Here is a 17,689-nt window from a genome sequence, read left to right as displayed (position 1 = left end):
TCCGCGCGATGTCGCCCGCCTGGCTGCCGATTTCCGCCAGCAGCTGCGCCGTCTCCATCCGCCGCTGCTCTTTATCCTTATCGAAGATTTTATCCAGCCCCGGATTCGCACCCGCCGCGTCGCGGCTCAGGTCCGCCACGTCCTGCGTCTGCTTCGCCTTATCCCGGATAATGAGGGTGCCGTCGCTCACCGCCGCCTTCGTCACCGACGAGGCGCTGCCGCTGCCGTTCAGCCCCGCCAGCAGGCCGTTCGCCATGTTGCCTTCGAACTGGCTGCCGATGCTGCCGCCGGTGCTCATGCCCACGCTCTGGTGCTCGGTTTTATAGTCCGCGTGGTTCTCTATGTTGCTGAAGCCCAGCGTGCCGGTGTCGAGACGGTTCTTATCGGCGGTGGCGGCGGAACTGATGACCGCGCCGTTGAGCTGGGTGTGCTCACCCGCCGTCACGTCAAAGCCGCCCTTCCCGGCAAAGATGCCGGTCTGCTCGGCCACGCTCTGCCAGTTGCTGTGCATCTTGTCCTGGCTGAGGTTGACGCTCGCGGAGCCGGTCATCGAGCCGAAGGTGAAGCTGCCGCCCGCGCTGGCGTTCTGCTGCTTGCTGTCGTAGCGGTCGCTGTCCTGTTCTGAGGTCAGCGTCAGGTTGCGGCCGGTATCCACCTTCACGCTGTCCCCGCGCACCTGTGCGCCGGTCAGCGTGGTGTCGCGCCCACCGTGCTGGACAGCGCCAGCGTCAGCCCGCTCTGCTTCTGCTCGGTCTTCGTCAGGGCGGTGTGGCTGTTTTCGGCCGCACTATTGTTTATGGCTGAGCATGATACTAAGTCAGATGTGATTTTTCCTAATTATTACAACGGTATAAAGTCAGATAAACCAGTATCTAGCATATTAAGCGGGCTATCGGTATGACCACGTACTACTGTAAGTACCCCGCTTAACCGAACCATTCACTTTTAGAGATCTTCCGACATACTGATTATGTCCTCTGAGGAGATCGCCATGCGTAAAGCCCGATTCACCGAACACGAGATCATTGCCGTTCTGAAATCCGTCGAAGCCGGCCGCACCGTCAAAGATGTCTGCCGCGAAGCGGGAATATCAGAGGCTTCATACTACAACTGGAAAGCAAAGTATGGAGGTATGGAAGCCTCTGATATTAAAAAGATGAAAGACCTGGAGGATGAAAACCGACGCCTCAAACAGATGTTTGCTGACCTCAGCCTTGAATGCCGGGCACTGAAAGACGTCATCGAAAAAAAGCTTTAAAGACAGCGATAAAGCGGGAGCTCGTCAGCTATCTGGCGGCAAAATTTGCCATGAGCATCTGCCAGGCGTGCAGGACATTATCGCTGAGCAGGACGGTGTATTTTTATCAGCCCGATACCCGGCGTGATGAACCGGTGATCCATGCGCTGACTGAGCTGGCAGAACGCAATCCGCGCTACGGCTTTAAGAAGCTGTTTCAGCTGCTTCGCAGGCAGGGCAATATCTGGAACCATAAACGCGTTCACCGGATTTACTGCCTGCTGAAACTGAATTTTCGTCGTAAGGGAAAACAGCGGCTGCCCGTGCGTAATCCAGCACCACTGGCGACGCCGCAAGCGTTAAACCAGAGCTGGCCCATCGATTTTATGCACGATGCGCTGGTCTGCGGCAGACGCTTCCGGACCTTCAATGTGGTGGATGATTTTAACCGTGAAGCGCTGGCGATAGAAATCGACCTTAATATCCCGGCTCAGCGAGTCGTCCGGGTGCTGGACAGGATCGTGGTAAACCGCGGCTACCCGCTGAAGATGCGGATGGACAATGGGCCGGAACGGGTCTCACTGGCGCTGGCACAATGGGCCGAAGAACATGGCGTGCAGCTTGAATTTATCAAGCCGGGTAAGCCAACACAGAACGCGTTTATCGAACGTTTTAACCGGACATACCGGACAGAAATCCTGGCTTTTTACCTGTTCAGAACACTAAATGAAGCACGGGAAATTACAGAGCGCTGGCTGATGGAATATAACAGCGAGCGGCCTCATGAATCCCTGAACAACCTGACGCCGGAAGAATACCGGCTGATGGCTGAGAAACCGGAAATCTCAAAAAGTGTGTGGAACTAAAGCTGGGATACTTACACTACAGCCGCACACCCAGCCTGCACCTAAAGGGTGACTGGCTGGCAGAGGCCGGATTCGGGACCGACACGCCGGTTACCATTGCAGTGAATGCGGGCAACTGGTGATCCGACCCACTGAGTGACAGACAAAAAGATCCCGGCTCAAGTGGCCGGGATCTTTGTTTATTCAATTGGCGTTGCTGCATATCCATCAAGAATATGAACATCTTCAATATTACATTCTGGGTAGATCCATTTTTCCCAGTTATTAATAACCCATTCTGTACTTAATCCATGCCCTTCATCTGAAATACTTTCAATAGGTAACTTTATTAAAAAGAGACCTGCTTTATATCCGGATGAAACAATTAAACCGTATGGTCGCTCATCATCTTGTGTTTCAAACAACATTAAATCGACCCATTCTTCATACGGCCAAGTAGCAGGCAATCTAAAAACTGCTACTCTCGATATAACCGTTTTTTTATAATCAACGAGCCTTATTACTTCACCTTCAAGTTATGACCGCCAGATGGATCAGCAGGTTTTCTTACTTGCATCGAAAAATCAACCTCACCTAAATGCTTACCCTTTGGACTGACAACTTCAAATCTTCCATGCTGTGTATCAAGGGTATATAAATTGCCATCCTGACCACGATACACATCACGACCACCATTCTTTTTAGTAAGGAAGCAACAGGGAGAACCTTTGCCACCCGGAGGTATTCCAAAAAATTGTCATCTATTGCATCAACAAGATTAAATAATATCAATAAGTTACAGGAAAATGTGAATTAATAGCAACTATTTATGAAAAAGCGGAATCTTGACATAAATTAAAACTTATAAATCATCTTCTGAAATAACATCTAAAGCTCCACAGGCCTTAAATAACCACTTCAAAGCTCCAGACATGAAAGAGAAGTCAAGCGTTGTCACCTCAATTATGAAGTGGCTATTACTTAAAGGTGCGTCAAACAACACTGCATTCCACCAAAACCACTCTCGCCCATCAGGCTCAAGCCAGGATAACCATGATGCTAATGTCCATTCATTATCGGTGGAAGCTTCAATCAACTTTTCCCCATAAGATAACCTTCTCCAGCTTTCGCTCCGCTTTTCTTTTTCTTCTTCAGTCTGATCTGGCAGAAAGCCATCAACAAACTGGGATGGAAGAAGACCTGACCATTCTTCAAGAGAGGGCCAGTTTTGCGAGGAATAATTATTTATAATAATCATTACATTTTTTGCTAAACCTAATACTTTAGACACATCATTGCATGACACAATGAAACGGGCGATTCCAACCCCAGTAGCTTTTTCTGTAGACTGAGGTGGGTTTTGCAACCTATTTCTCTCCAGTAATATTTGACGCAACCTTTCTTCACTTATTTGCATTTATTCCTGTCCCCTGGATAATCTTGTCTTTTAATTCTTCCAGCTTTTCTGGCCTTATACCATATTGATCTTTAGCTTTAGTTGGATCTGCAATAACAGGCTTCCCTTTATTTTCTGGCAATCGAGCCACGCTTTCTTTCACAGCAGTTTTTCTTAAGTCATCCAGAACAGAGTGGGGTACCTCAAACGTTTTTATCGCTGCACCATCCATATTCTGAGAGCCACGTTTTTCGAAGAACTCTAGTGCCCTAGCTTTGTCACCAAAATTCAAATATAGCGTTGTATTGCCAGTAATACTAACCTGTCCGTTGTCTCCTATCACAACACGTGTATTTGGTGTTCCCTCTACACGATAAACAGTTACGGTGCCTGGACCTTTCAATCCCCACAGAGCACCACCAATCGCTGCAGCAGTATGAACACCAGCCATTGTGGTATAAAGGCCGTCCGCGGTTTCTTTACTCACACCCCAGTTTTCAGCAATGCGGTTGACGTTAGCGTCACGCTCTGCTTTCGCATCCGCCGTAGCATACTGCCATATCAGCGCATCGACCTGGCCTTTACCTTCCTTGTAGACACTTCCCATATTGCCGATGTACTGACCATCAAGCTGCTCGCTATAACTTTTACCCATTGCCGCCAGTTCCTGCCTCATACCCTGGCAGGCTGCTGAAGACAGTCCTTTACAGGCTGAGTCTAACGCTACATCGAATGCCTTATCTTTCGCATCCAGGTCACTTATTAACTGTTCTGCCTGCTGTTTCTTTTCTCCTTCCAGATACGGTAACGACCACTTCGCATCCTGACGCTTCTTTTCATCTGGTGCATGCAGCGCATTATTCTCAACCGCATTTCTCCCCGCCTGCGCGCCCGCCACCGCACCGCCCGCGCTGTCTCCGGCAACGCCGCCCGCAAGTCCCGCCGCCAGCGTGCCCAGCGCGCTGATGGTCTGGCGCTGCTCCTCACTCAGGTCTTCGCGTTTAACCCCCGGATACATCTGCTGCGCGATGTACTCGCCCATCGCCGCGCCAGAAGCGCCCGCCAGTGCAGGATTACCCGACGCGTATGACGTCACCGCACCCACCACAGCGTGCGCTATCAGGTTCGCCTGAACGTTCACCACGTCCTTTCCGTCCGGGCCTTTCGTCGTCGTCAGCTTATGTATTTCTTCCGCCAGGTACGGTGCCGCCGCCCCGCTCAACGCCTGGGCCAGGTTACCCCCCGCCAGACCCTGTATCGCCGCGGTCGCCGCGCTGATACCCTGCTGCACCGGACCGCCGGTTCCCAGGCCTGTAGCCAGCATCTCCCGGTTATACAGCGTCTGATAAACCTGTCCGGTGATGTCGGCCGCGGTCGGCTCCTGATCCGGGTTCGATTTCCGCCACTGCGCCTCAGCGTCCTTCTTCTGCTCCGGCGAGATGTTCTTCATCTTCTCCGTGGCCGCTCTGGTCGCCGCAATCTCGCCCTGCGTCCGCGCAATGTCGCCCGCCTGGCTGCCGATTTCCGCCAGCAGCTGCGCCGTCTCCATCCGCCGCTGCTCTTTATCCTTATCGAAGATTTTATCCAGCCCCGGATTCGCACCCGCCGCGTCGCGGCTCAGGTCCGCCACGTCCTGCGTCTGCTTCGCCTTATCCCGGATAATGAGGGTGCCGTCGCTCACCGCCGCCTTCGTCACCGACGAGGCGCTGCCGCTGCCGTTCAGCCCCGCCAGCAGGCCGTTCGCCATGTTGCCTTCGAACTGGCTGCCGATGCTGCCGCCGGTGCTCATGCCCACGCTCTGGTGCTCGGTTTTATAGTCCGCGTGGTTCTCTATGTTGCTGAAGCCCAGCGTGCCGGTGTCGAGACGGTTCTTATCGGCGGTGGCGGCGGAACTGATGACCGCGCCGTTCAGCTGGGTGTGCTCACCCGCCGTCACGTCAAAGCCGCCCTTCCCGGCAAAGAGGCCGGTCTGCTCGGCCACGCTCTGCCAGTTGCTGTGCATCTTGTCCTGGCTGAGGTTGACGCTCGCCGACCCGGTCATCGAGCCGAAGGTGAAGCTGCCGCCCGCGCTGGCGTTCTGCTGCTTACTGTCGTAGCGGTCGCTGTCCTGCTCCGAGGTCAGCGTCAGGTTGCGGCCGGTATCCACCTTCACGCTGTCCCCGCGCACCTGTGCGCCGGTCAGCGTGGTGTCGCGCCCGGCGTTCAGGCTCAGCCCGTTGCCCGCCGTGAGCGTAGTCTCGGTATGGGTCAGCCCGTTGCCGTTCTCTCGCCCTTTGCCCGCGTTGACGCTGGCTGAAACGCTGATGCCGTAGCCGCCCGACCCGGCGGTCAGGCCGATACCCAGGCTGCCGCCCTTGCTGCTGTTCGTGCTGTCGGTGCGCTCGCTGTTCTGCGCCGACAGCAGGCTGATGTCGTTTTTCGCCGTCAGCCCGAGGTCGCCGCCCGCCTGCAGCTGGCTGCCCTGCACGAGGATGTCGCCCGCGCTGCCCGGCTGTGCGCCGGTGGCGGTGATGGCCAGGTTACCGCCCGCGCCCAGAGTGCTGCCCTGCGCTTCGCGGCTTTCGCTGCGGGTCTCGCTTTTCGACGACTGGCTGCCGTAAGAGAGGCTGATGCCGACCGAGTTCGTTGAGCCTTCCTCATAGCCTTTGTCGCCCGGCTTCAGGCCCGCGGCGGTGTTTCTGGCGTCCGCCGCGTCGGTCTGCGCGCCGTCCATCTGGTAAGCCTGCGCGGCCTGCGCCGCCGTCAGCGCCGCTTTGGTTCCCTGCAATGCCTTCAGCCGGTCATCGCCGCTCTCATCGGCGGTGCGGGCGGTCTGCACCGCCGTGTTCAGCGCCGCGCCTACCGTGCCGGACAGCGCCAGCGTCAGGCCGCTCTGTTTCTGCTCCGTCTTCGTCAGCGCGGTGTGGCTGTCTTCGGCCGCACTGAGGGTCACGTCGCTGCCGCTCAGGGAGAGATCTTTACCGGCGATCACGTCGCTGCCGTGCACGGTAAGCTGATTACCGGCACTGAGGGTCACGCTGCCGTCGCTGCTGCCCACCGTGCTGCCGCGGTTGAGTGTACCGCTGGCGTCGGTGCTGCTCTTCTGCATCGCCTGACCCACGGTGAAGCCGATGCCGCCGGTGCCCATCAGGCCCGATTTTTTCTCCTCGCGCTGATGCACTTCATCACGCGTTTCTGCCGCGGTCGTGATGCTGAGATCGCGGCCCGCGGTCAGCGCCACGTCCTGCGTACCGGCGACGTTGCTGCCGGTCACGGCAATGTCGCGACCTGCCTGAAGCCGGACGCTGTCGCCGCTCAGGGTGGTACTGAGCGCCTCGCTGCTGTGCAGTTCGTCATGGGTTTCCAGGCTGCTGCCCGACAGCAGTCCTTTGCTGGACTGCTTACTGTGTTCGGTGAGATCGGTCCGGCTGTTGCCCGCGCTGAGCACGATGTCGCGCCCGGCGCTGGCGGTCAGGGCACCGCCCGCCGTGACGTCCGCGGCGGTGGCGCGGATATCCTGTCCGGCACTCAGCTGCAGCGCGCCACCGGCGCTGATACGTGTCCCGGCATCGCTCTGCTGTGACAGGCGACGGTAGTTATCGCTGTTCCAGCTGTCGTTTTCACTGTGCTGCGTACTGAGGGTGCCGAGCGTCAGGTCATTGCCCGCCTGGATCGTCGTGGTGCTCTTCTCGCCGGCGTTGCCGATATCGCTGGCGGCCAGGGTGATGTTGTTCAGCGCGCTCAGCGTCAGCGCACCGTCGGTGCCCTGGACGTAGATACCGGCCGGACGATCTATCCAGCGGTCGGTGCCGTCGCCGCGCAGCGTTGACTGGCTGGTGATGTCGCGCCCCGCCAGCAGCGTAAGCTGACTGTCGCCACGAATTGTACCTCCGAGGTTGGTGATATCCTGACGGGCGGTGAGATTCACCGTATTGCCGCTGATGTAGCCGCTGTTGGTCAGCGACTGTGCCGTCAGTTGCGTCACGTCACGACCCTGAATGGTGCCGCTGTTGGTGATGTCGTTGCGGGCATTCAGCGCCACGCTACCGCCCCCGATCAACGCGCCGTCGCCGGTTAAGTCCCCCTGTTTTACCTTCGCATACACCTGCGGCACCAGCACGGTCTGCTGTGTGCCATCCGGCAGCGTAACGGTCTGATTCACCAGCCAGACGATATCGCTGGTGAGCAGCGCCATCTGCGCCGGGGTCAGCGCCACGCCCAGCTCAAGCTGGTACGTTTTGCCAAAGGCTACCCCATTATTCATCAGCCCGCGATACTGATCTTCATCGCTGCCATACCCGCTGATATACCGGTTGCCGGTCAGCTGGATAATCTGATCGCGCACCAGACGCTGTTCGTAATAACCGTCGCCCAGTCGCTTCAGAATCCGGCTGCTGTCGCTGGTCAGTGCATTCTGCATATAGTCGCTGCTGAGCCATTGCTTCTGATTCACAAAGCGCGGATCGGTCTCGACCAGGTAGTGACTGTCGCTGCCGGGCTGCAACTGATAAAGGCTGTTATCCGGCAGGCGGATATCCGGTGAGACGGCGCGGATCACTGGCGTAATGGTCTGTCCGTCGACCACCGTGGCGGGCAGCGTCAGCGAGAACTGCTGTCCGGCAGGTAACAGTAGCGGCCGGTCTTTGAGGCTGCCGAGCTTGTCCAGCGTCAGCGCACTGTCATAGCGTAGTCCGGCGGGCAGTAACGCACTGCCGCTATCCGTGGCACTCAGCGCCACTGCCGTCACCGCCTGCTGGACGGCAGGCGCGCCGATGCTGTCAGCCTGCGCGGTGACGCCCTGCTGCTGTCGGTTGCCGGTCTGGTAGACATTGCCCTGCGGCGCGGCGTTCGCCTGCCAGCTCAGCGTCTGCAGATCGATGGTTTCCGTCACGGGTGCCGGGCTGTAAGTTTTCTTATCTTTTCCCTGCGAGGTTTTGGTTCCACCTAATTTCTTTTTCTTCTTCTTCGCGTACCAGCGCACAGATTTACCGTTGTCCGTGGTAATGCGCGTTCCCTTGGTTGCCTGGTTATTCAGCTCGCCTATCTGACCGCCCAGCACGGCACCCGCGACAATCTGACTGTCGTGGTTGTTAAGACGGCCGGCGCTAAAGGTCATGTTACCGCCCGACAGGATTTTGCCCGGATCGCTCTCTTTGATCTGGGTTTCCTTCACTATCCGCCGGTAGTCATACTCATAAAACTCGCTGCCGCTGGTGCCGTCCGGCATTTTTGCCGTGTGTACGCCATATTTATTTTTTTTGCTGGTGTCTACTTTGGCCCAGTCGAAACGGTCGGTGTGGCCTTTGAGCACTGCGTCATGGTGCTGGCTATCTTCGGTTTTAACGACCTGCGTGGTCAGGTGGCGGTTGGTGTTGTTAATTTCCGCCATGCTGATCGTGGCATCCTGCCCGGCTTCGATCGTTGCTCCGCTATTGTTGAGCTGCTGTCCCTGTCCGGTAGCCTGATAATTCGCATCCAGCTGGCCGCCAATATGCAGATCGCCATCACTGTAGATCAGAGCATGGTCGCGGTTGTTCAGGGTGCCCGCTGCAATATCCAGTCGCTCCCGCGCCGCAATCACTGCCGCTTTGCCTCCCTCGCTGAGGTTGTTGAGCAGCGTGGCCGCAATGGCAATGTGATCGCCAAAGATGCGACCAGTGCCACTGTTATTCAGGACGCCTGCCACAAGGTGCGTCAGTCCACCGTCAATCAGACCCTGATTGTTCAGGGTATCGGCTGCCGTGATGTCGGTCTGCCCGCCGCTGATCTCGCCGTTTGCCTGATTGTTGATGTTGTGCGCAGTGAGGAATAGCGCCTGCTGGCCCGCGAGGGTGCCGTTGTTGGTGACGTTGCCGCCCGTAGTCAGGCGCAGCGTGCCGTTAGCTTTGACGTCGGAGAGGTTGTTGAAATCACCCGCCAGCGTGATGCCGAGATTCCCCTGTGACAACACCTGTCCATCACCACTCAGCGCAGCCGCGCTGATCTGTGCGTCGTGATCGGCAATCAGCGTGCCCTGCTGGTTGTTGATAGAGAGCGCCTGGCCCTGCGACCTGTCCTGAATAGTCAGCGTATCTGCTGATGAGATCAGCCCGCTGACGTTATCCAGCGCCTGTTGCACCGTCAGTGCCAGCCTCTGTTTTGCGCGCAGTGCACCCTGGTTGTTGTCCAGCGAGACGGTTTCGAGGGTTAAACTGTCCGCTTCAATCCCTTTGCCGCTCTGTCGGGTATCGCGGTTGATCAGCGATGGCGTGGAGATCGTCATCTGCTGGCCGCCCTGAATCAGCCCGCTGCGGTTATCCAGCTGCTGGCTCAGCGACAGCGCGCCATTGCCAACGCTTTGTACCAGGCCGTCATTGTTGACCAACTGGCCCGCCGTCAGCGACAGCGTGCCTGCTGAAAGGAGTTTGCCCGTCTGATTAAGCAGCGCATTCTGTCCCGCATTGAGCGTCAGATCGGTGCCGCCCTGCATCTGCCCCTGCTGGTTATCCACCATGCCACTGTCAATATGAAGGTTACCGGCACCGGCAATCAGTCCGCGCTGGTTAGTCAGCGTCTGGCCGGACGTGTTGAGGAGGATATCCCCTGCCGACTGCAGTTTACCGTCACTGTTGTTCAGCGCCTGACCGTTGAAAATCAGCCCGCCATTGCCTGCGACCTGCCCCTGGCTATTGTTGAGTTCACTGGCGCTGAGCGATGCCTGTTGTCCGGCGGCAATAAAGCCCGTCTGGTTATCAATTGCTCCGCTGCGCAGATCCAGACTGGTGAGGGCAACGATACCGCGCTGGTCACCACTGTCGCGATTGATCAGGGCGTGACCCTGGGTGTCCAGCGTCATGTCGCTGCCCGCCTGTAACAGGCCACCCTGGTTTTGCAGTTCACTGCTGGTGAGATCGAGCCGTCCTTTGCCGCCCGTCAGCGTGCCGGACTGATTGTTGATATCGCCCGTCATAACCTGCGCGCCGGTAAAACCGGTGATGAAGCCGCGCAGGTTATCCAGCGTGCCGCTGTAGAGCTTCAGGATGCCCGCGCTGAACAGGCCACCAGCGGCTCCACTGTCGCGGTTAATCAGATTGTTGCCGTGGGTATCCAGATTAAGATCGCCACCCGACTCAATCCTGCCTGCACGGTTGTTGAGCAACCCGCTGTCCAGTTGCAGCGTGCCTTTAGCGCCCAGTTGACCCTGCTGATGATCAAAGGTCTGCTGGTGGGTGTCGATGCGGATATTCTGTCCCAGCATCACCCCGTTCCTGCCATCAATCTGGCCGCTGGAGAGCAGCAGATCGCCGCCTGCAACAAGTCCGCCGTGCTCACCGCTGTCGCGGTTAATCAGTTCGCCGCCCTGAGTGTTCACTGACATCGCTTCGCCCGCCTGCAGCAGGCCACGCTGATTATCAATGCGATTGCTTTCCAGCGTCAGCTCATGATCGGCATTAATAATTCCATCAGCGTTGTTCAGTGCTCCGCTGTTGAACTGCAGATTACCCGCCGAGACCAGCGAACCGGTGCTGTTGTCGATATCACCACTGCTGACATGCAGATTCGCGCCCGCAACAACGGCACCTGATGCCGCGTTGTTCAGCGCCTCTCCGTGTGTATTCAATTGCATATTCCCGGCAGCCTGCAGTCGCCCGCCGCGGTTATCCAGCGCGCCGCTGTTCAGCACCAGTTCGCCTCTGGCACTGACCAGGCCCGACCTGAAATCAGCAGCCTGACCCTGGGTATCGATCAGCAGGTTCTGCCCCTGGATCACACCCTGATCGCCCGCGATCTTTCCGGTTGAGAGTTGCAAATCGCCGCGTGCCACAATGCCACCGCGATCGCCACTGGCGCGGTTGGTCAGCTGCGCACCGTGGGTATCCAGTGAGAGTGCCTGACCCGATTGTAATAGGCCCTGCTGATTATCGAGCGCGCCGCTCTTCAGCGTCAGCACACCGTCCGACATCAGGGTGCCGTCACTGTTGTTCAGCAGGCCACTGCTGATACTGGCCGCCGAAGCAGCGGCGATGACACCGTGCTGGTTATCAAGGTCGCCACTGTTAAGGAGAAGTGCGCCACCGCTGATTATCCCCGCTTTACCACTGTCTCGGTTATGCAGCGCCTGACCGTGAGTATCGAGCGCAAGATCACCGCCTGACTGAATCAGACCGGTGTGGTTATCCGTTTTGCCACTGGAAATGCTGAGATCGGTACGGGCTACCAGATTGCCGCCCGCATTGTTCAGTTCACCCTGCTGCGTATCGATGGTCACGCCGCGGCCGAGCACGGTTCCACGCTGATTATCCAGCGCCTCACTGCGCAGGATGACCTGCTGGCCTGCTTCAATGCGACCCTGGGTGTTATGAATAACCTCACGGATCTTCAGCGCAGCGTCACCGCCGGTTGAAGCGATAAGGCCCTGCTGATTGTTCAGACGTGCCCCGGTAAGTTGCAGATTGCGGCTGGCCTGAATCGCACCCTGCGCGTTCGTCAGAGTCTCCTGAACCTGCAGTTGCAGATCGCCGCTGCCCGCAGCCAGTAACGTCCCGCCGCTGTTATCCAGACTGCCTGATGCGAGATGCAGATTGCCGCCGCTCTCTATCCGTCCACCGCGGTTGTCTGTGTCACCTGAAACCGCGATCGCCATCTCGCCTGCGCCGCGCTGCGACAGCAGACCCTGATGGTGATCCAGCGAGCCCGCCGTCAGCGTCAGCGCCTCTGCCTGAGTGTGTGCCTGTGAGAGATCGATCCTGTCACCGCTGAGCGTTAGCGCACCCGCTGACAGCAGATTGCCCTGATTGCCCTCCAGTCGGGTCGCATTAAGGGTCAGCGCGCCGTTGCCCGCCAGCTGCACCGTGCCGCCCTGATTATCCAGCCAGGGCGTATCGAGCTGCAACGAATCGCCATTACCTGCGATCAGCCCGCTGTGGTTTTCGATATGCTGTGCCTGCAGCCGGGTATCGCCTTCATTGCTCAGCGTGCCCTGATTATTGAGCAGTGAACCCGTGGAGATCGTGAGGGCTTCACGGTTTTGCTGGCGCAGCAGACCGCGATTATTACTGACGTTTTGTGCCGTAACGGCCAGGCTGCCCGCCGCCAGTTTGCCGTCATCATTGTTAAGCGCTGTCGCGGCCTGAATCCCGATCGTGCGGCTCGCCACCGTGGCGCCCTGGGTGCTGATATCCGCCTGCGTAGAGGTCAGCGCGATGGCATCGGCTGAGGTCTGGCTTCCGGCAAGATCGACCCGGCTGCCCCGCGCCTGAATCTGGTCGTGCGCCAGGTTTTTACCCCGCGCCTTAAGCTCGCCCTGGCTGGTCAGCAGCAAATTACCGGGCTGGCTCAGCGTCTCATTGCCGCCAACACCCGCCGCCAGCGTGCTTTCAGCGGTGCTCTCAATGGTACTGGCGGAGAGCGTCGCGTTACGGCCGGCGCTCACCAGCCCGCTATTGCGCAGCGTGCCGCTGGAGGTCAGCGTGACATCCTGCTGTGACACGATGTTCCCACGGTTATCCTGATCGCCAGTGCTGGCTATCTGCAGTGCGGCCTGACTTTGCAGCGTACCGCTGTTTTCCAGTCTGCCATCCACGCTCAGGTGCAGTTCACCAGCGCTGGCACCCAGTTCACCGGCATTCCGCACGCCAACACCTTTTTCAGTGCCGGTCAGGGTAATTTTATGGGCATACATACCGCCAATCGCCGCGACGTCGAGTGCAAACTCAGGCCGTGTTGTCCCTTCCTCCGCTTTTACTGTGGTGACGTTGCCCTCAGCCGCAACCTGGTTCCTGCCCGTAACCACATTCAGTTCACGGGCATGGACTTTGGCGTTAACCGCCACCGACTGCGCAATGATCTGGGTGTAATCCGCATCGCTGTCATTCAGGCCCTGACCTTCGATATTGATGCGGCCACCATTCACATCGAAGCCTTTGAGCTGGCCGTTTTCAATCAGCGCCTGTCCGGTGGTCAGCGTATTGCGGCTGGCGTTGATAAATCCGCAGCCGTTACAGGTAATGCCTGACGGGTTAGCAATGACGACGGCAGCCCGCTTACCGGCCACTTCGATAAATCCGTTTAGCTGGCTGGGATTACGGCTGTTGACTTCATTCAGGATGACCGTCGCTTCCTGCTTTGACAGCCAAGGGTTAGCCGCCACCATGCCACCCAGTTGAGTCGCCGTGTTCTGATGACTGTTGTTCAGAATTGCGCCGCGCGCATCGACATCAAGCTGGCTGTACTGATTGCGGGAAACACCCTGGCTGTTGGGCGTCTGAATGTTGATTTGCGGCAGACCGTTGGCTGTGGCCATGACGGTAGGCTGCTGGCTGCCCGGCGCGCTGCTGTCTGCCACAATGTTGGCCTGCACCGGCAGACTGATCACACCCGCTGCCAGCCAGAGTGCAAAGCTGAGCGGTGAGATCCTCACCCGCGCCTCTGAAAGTGAGGTGCGCTTCGGGCTTCGGGCAACACGTGAATAGCCGCTGCGGGTGATGTCAGACACCACCATTAACATGCCGCGAACCCGGTTGAAGATAAGGCGATAGCAGAGTTTATTCATAATGCGCACAGTCCATTGTCAGCAATATCGATAAAAGGTTTAGTAGTTCCAGTTCACGCTGAAACCAAAAGTAGCCGGATCGGTTTTGAAGCCGTCCGGTTTCGACAGAGGAATACCGGCAAAAAAATCGTAACTCAGGCTGGCGGGCGTGATGGCACCACGTAGTCCAATGACGCCGCCCGCAAGATGACGTCCCAGCGGCCCGCCCTGGGAGGCGCTGTTGCCGCCCACCTCGCCATAGTCTGCACCCAGATAAAGCTCCTGAGTGGGCAGCGGCGTCTGCCAGGCCAGCGTGTTCTGAACGGTCCAGCCCCGGCTGGCGCTGAGGGTGCGTTCACCATCAAAACCGCGCACGGTCCAGCGGTTGCCAATCGCGAACTCATCCTGCGGTGTCAGCGGGGTGTTGCTCATCTGGCGACGATACTGCATGTTGTAACTTAAGTGCTGATTTCCCAGTGTGAATGGTGTGGTGAGTCCCGCCTGCCAGGTGAGGATTTTAGATAGCGCGGTGGCATAGGTAGAATCCTGATATGACTCCTCCCAGGCGGGCAGCGCACCGAACCAGCGCGTGCCGCGCTGATAACTGACACCGGCGTCCAGCGTGGCCGGACCCATGTAGTGCCGGTGTGACAGGCCGAGTCGCCACGCGCTGGTACGGCGCTGCTGGCTGCTGATTTCGGTGTCGTTGATGAAGTTGCGCGACTCTTTAACCAGCACATCGGCGCTGAAGGTGGTTTTGGCTGCGGCATTGCGGTAGATCACCCGGCTGGCCTGCACATCCAGCGAGCGGCTCTTTCCGGCGTAAAGAAAATCGCGGCTGTAACCGGCGACGGTCTGATGGTAGTCGTAGTCGCTGGCGGTAAGGCCAAACAGCCAGTAGCCCACAGGCAACGAGTAATGTCCCGACAGGCTTTTGCTGCTTTTTCTGCCCGCAAATCCCAGGTCGCGACTGGCGGTCAGGTAGAAGAGATCGCTGAGGGAGGTCGGGTTATCCAGCGCCAGCATAATTCCACTCTGATAGCGCCCGGTACTTTCGGTGCCGGAATCATCCAGCCATGCGCCGAGTCGCCAGAAACGGTGCTGCGTGCGTTCAATCATGATGTCGCTTTCACCCGGATTGAGGCCAGGACGGAGCGCCATATGCGCCTCTACCGTCGGCAGACGCTGCAGGTTTTCCAGCCCCTGTTCAATATCCCGTAAATCCAGCAGATTGCCTGCATGGGCGGGTAGTGTCGGCCACAGGCTGACATAGCGGGATGATGAGGAAGACAGTTCCACACTGCGGATTTTGCCAGGCACGATCAGCAGGTGCAGCACCCCCTGACGAAGATCCTGTTGCGGGGCCAGCACGCGCGTCGTGACCCAGCCATGATTGATCAGCCGGTTTTGCAGCGTGCTCATTAGCTGGCTGATGCCTTTTACGCCGAGACAATGACCATTGGCCTGGCTGGCCAGACGCTGCAAAGGCACCCAGTGCGGCAGCGCCTCCTGCCCGGACAGACTGACCTGCTGAATAACAAAACAGGGTATTTCCTGCGGGAACTTCAGGTGGGAAGGTGCCGGAACCGTTTCTGAGAGACGCACATCAGGCACCTGTGGCATCAGCCGCTGCTGACGCGCTTTTTGTTGCTCCTGCTGATGCTGTAATTGCTCATCACCCGGTGCAGCCTGAACAGTGCTGACTGACAGGGTGTTAATCAGCAGAACGCAAAGCAAAGGTGCCAGCGTTGTTAAAACTCCATTTTTTTGGGGCTGCATAACCGATCCATGTGGTTAATATGTAACAAAATGTATATGACTGCTTTCCTGCGCACATTATGGCGCGGGAATCAAAAACCACAAGAAAAATTACAGAAAAACTTACACTAAACTTACAAAAGTTAGTGGGGCAGGCCATTTAGAAAGTACCAATATTTACCTGGAGTTAAGGTGTTATTTAGTCCGGCGAATCGTCGGGATTAACTAAAGGTACCGATACGGATATTTTAGCCAATGAATAACAAAAGATTAGCCAACCGTTTGTCACCTAAGACCAGGCTTGCAGCCGGGCTCACGACGGAACTGAAGTAGCTGAACTCGTTACCTGAACAGTTTTCTGGCTATAGCAAATATTCTTCCGGTTATTCTATTGCTATGAACGGCACGAATTTCAGGCGCCACCCTGATCCTGTCCTGCCATGCTCATAAAATTTCACTTAAGTAAAAATTATGAATGCATTTTGTTTGAGTCGTTACCGCACTGTCCTGCGCCAGCTTCTGTTTTAGGTGCCTCTCAAAGACATAAAAAAGCCCCCCCGGAATCGAGGAGGCTTAACATTAGTCAGCGTTATCGCGGTTGCTTAGTGCAGCTTCAGCCGTGGGCGAATAACCCGGTTGATGCTGCCGACCAGCATCATCAGGCCGGTTTTGAAGTAGCCGTGGAGTGCGACCTGGTGCATACGATAGAGAGAGATGTAGACAAAGCGTGCAATGCGCCCTTCTACCATCATCGATCCGCGCATCAAATTGCCCATCAGGCTGCCGACGGTACTGAAGCGGGAGAGCGACACTAGCGAGCCATGATCTTTATAGACATAGGCTTTTAGCGGTTTGCCGTGACGCTGCGCCAGGATATTGTCCATGGCGCGTGAGGCCATCTGGTGCGCCGACTGGGCGCGCGGCGGAACAAAACCACCGCCCGGCAGGGCGCAGGAGGCACAGTCGCCAATCGCGTAAATGTCATCGTCCAGCGTGGTCTGCAAGGTCTCTTTCACCACCAGCTGGTTGATACGGTTGGTTTCCAGTCCGCCAATCTCTTTCAGGAAGTCGGGCGCTTTAATTCCTGCGGCCCAGACCATCAGATCAGCTTCGATAAACTCGCCACCTTTGGTATGCAGGCCCTTCGGCTCAGCGCTGGTAACCATGGTCTGCGTCATAACACGCACGCCCAGCTTGGTCAGCTCCTGATGGGCCGCTGCAGAGATACGCGGTGGCAGTGCAGGCAGTATGCGTTCACCCGCTTCCACCAGCGTCACATTCAGCGCTTCGCGCCCCAGGCCTTTGAATCCATAGCTGTGCAGTTGTTTAACCGCATTGTGCAGCTCTGCTGACAGCTCAACGCCCGTTGCGCCGCCGCCGACGATGGCGATGTTAACTTTCTCGACCCTGCCTTCGCTGGCAGAGAATTTCAGGAACAGGTTGAGCATTTCGTTGTGGAAACGACGTGCCTGATGCGGGTTGTCCAGGAAGATGCAGTTATCTTTTACTCCCGGCGTACCAAAATCGTTTGAGGTACTGCCCAGCGCCATGACCAGCTGGTCGTAGGCCACTTCACGCTGCGGCACCAGCACTTCGCCCTGCGCATTCAGCACTTCAGCCAGGCGGATCACTTTGCGGCTGCGATCGATATCGGTGAGCGAACCGAGCTGGAACTCGAAACCGTGATTGCGGGCATGAGCCAGATAGCTCAGCGCATCAATGCCTTCGTCCATCGAGCCGGTAGCCACTTCATGCAGCAGCGGCTTCCACAAATGACTGTGGTTACGATCAACCAGGATAATTTCGGCCTTCTTTTTACGACCCAGTTTATGGCCCAACTGCGTCGCCATTTCCAGGCCGCCCGCGCCCCCTCCGACAATAACAATTCTCTTAACAGACGTAGTCAACAAAGACCCCCTCAAATTGTGAACCAAAAGTTAACCAAAGGTTAAATTAAACCTTAA

At 57.2% G+C, this 17,689-nt stretch carries 7 protein-coding genes and 2 pseudogenes; 2 read left to right on the top strand and 7 right to left on the bottom strand.

Features of this window, described 5'->3' with window-relative positions; translation table 11 throughout:
* Positions 1-706, bottom strand: a pseudogene (locus AC2LB6_RS13630) (hemagglutinin repeat-containing protein); the annotation flags it as partial.
* Positions 707-991: 285 nt separating this feature from the next.
* Here AC2LB6_RS13630 and AC2LB6_RS13625 point away from each other — a divergent pair.
* Positions 992-2,103, top strand: a protein-coding gene (locus tag AC2LB6_RS13625; protein WP_490093913.1) for an IS3 family transposase whose coding sequence is annotated in 2 segments (ribosomal slippage) — positions 992-1,253 and positions 1,253-2,103 — 1,113 coding nt in all. Because the reading frame shifts where the segments join, the coding sequence is not laid out codon by codon here.
* Positions 2,094-2,216 (top strand): annotated as a pseudogene (locus AC2LB6_RS13620) (SymE family type I addiction module toxin); the annotation flags it as partial. The gene AC2LB6_RS13625 and the pseudogene AC2LB6_RS13620, both read left to right, overlap by 10 nt.
* 66 nt (positions 2,217-2,282) lie before the next feature.
* Here the strand turns inward: AC2LB6_RS13620 and imm45 are convergent.
* The 6 genes from imm45 to AC2LB6_RS13590 all read right to left on the bottom strand — a co-directional run bounded on the left by imm45 (position 2,283) and on the right by AC2LB6_RS13590 (position 17,632).
* Complete coding sequence (imm45, locus tag AC2LB6_RS13615; RefSeq protein WP_490093918.1) at positions 2,283-2,603, bottom strand: Imm45 family immunity protein; 321 nt, start codon at positions 2,601-2,603, stop codon at positions 2,283-2,285.
* Positions 2,603-2,827: a colicin E3/pyocin S6 family cytotoxin gene (locus AC2LB6_RS13610; RefSeq protein WP_490093917.1), complete on the bottom strand. Its 225-nt coding sequence runs from the start codon at positions 2,825-2,827 to the stop codon at positions 2,603-2,605. The genes imm45 and AC2LB6_RS13610 overlap by 1 nt, the downstream gene beginning before the upstream one ends.
* Before the next feature lie 117 nt (positions 2,828-2,944).
* On the bottom strand, positions 2,945-3,499 hold the full coding sequence (locus AC2LB6_RS13605; RefSeq protein WP_490093912.1) for a hypothetical protein: 555 nt from the start codon (positions 3,497-3,499) through the stop codon (positions 2,945-2,947).
* A complete protein-coding gene (locus AC2LB6_RS13600; RefSeq protein ID WP_490093911.1) occupies positions 3,486-13,988 on the bottom strand; it encodes a hemagglutinin repeat-containing protein in 10,503 nt (3,500 codons plus the stop codon). Before AC2LB6_RS13600 ends, AC2LB6_RS13605 begins: the two co-directional genes overlap by 14 nt.
* 39 nt (positions 13,989-14,027) lie before the next feature.
* Complete coding sequence (locus AC2LB6_RS13595) at positions 14,028-15,746, bottom strand: ShlB/FhaC/HecB family hemolysin secretion/activation protein (RefSeq protein WP_490093910.1); 1,719 nt, start codon at positions 15,744-15,746, stop codon at positions 14,028-14,030.
* A 581-nt stretch (positions 15,747-16,327) separates the two neighbouring features.
* A complete protein-coding gene (locus tag AC2LB6_RS13590) occupies positions 16,328-17,632 on the bottom strand; it encodes an NAD(P)/FAD-dependent oxidoreductase (protein ID WP_490093909.1) in 1,305 nt (434 codons plus the stop codon).
* Positions 17,633-17,689: the final 57 nt, after the last annotated feature.

It is taken from the genome of Pantoea sp. RCC30.1, assembly GCF_058148845.1.
This window is presented reverse-complemented; position numbering and strand designations above follow the sequence as displayed.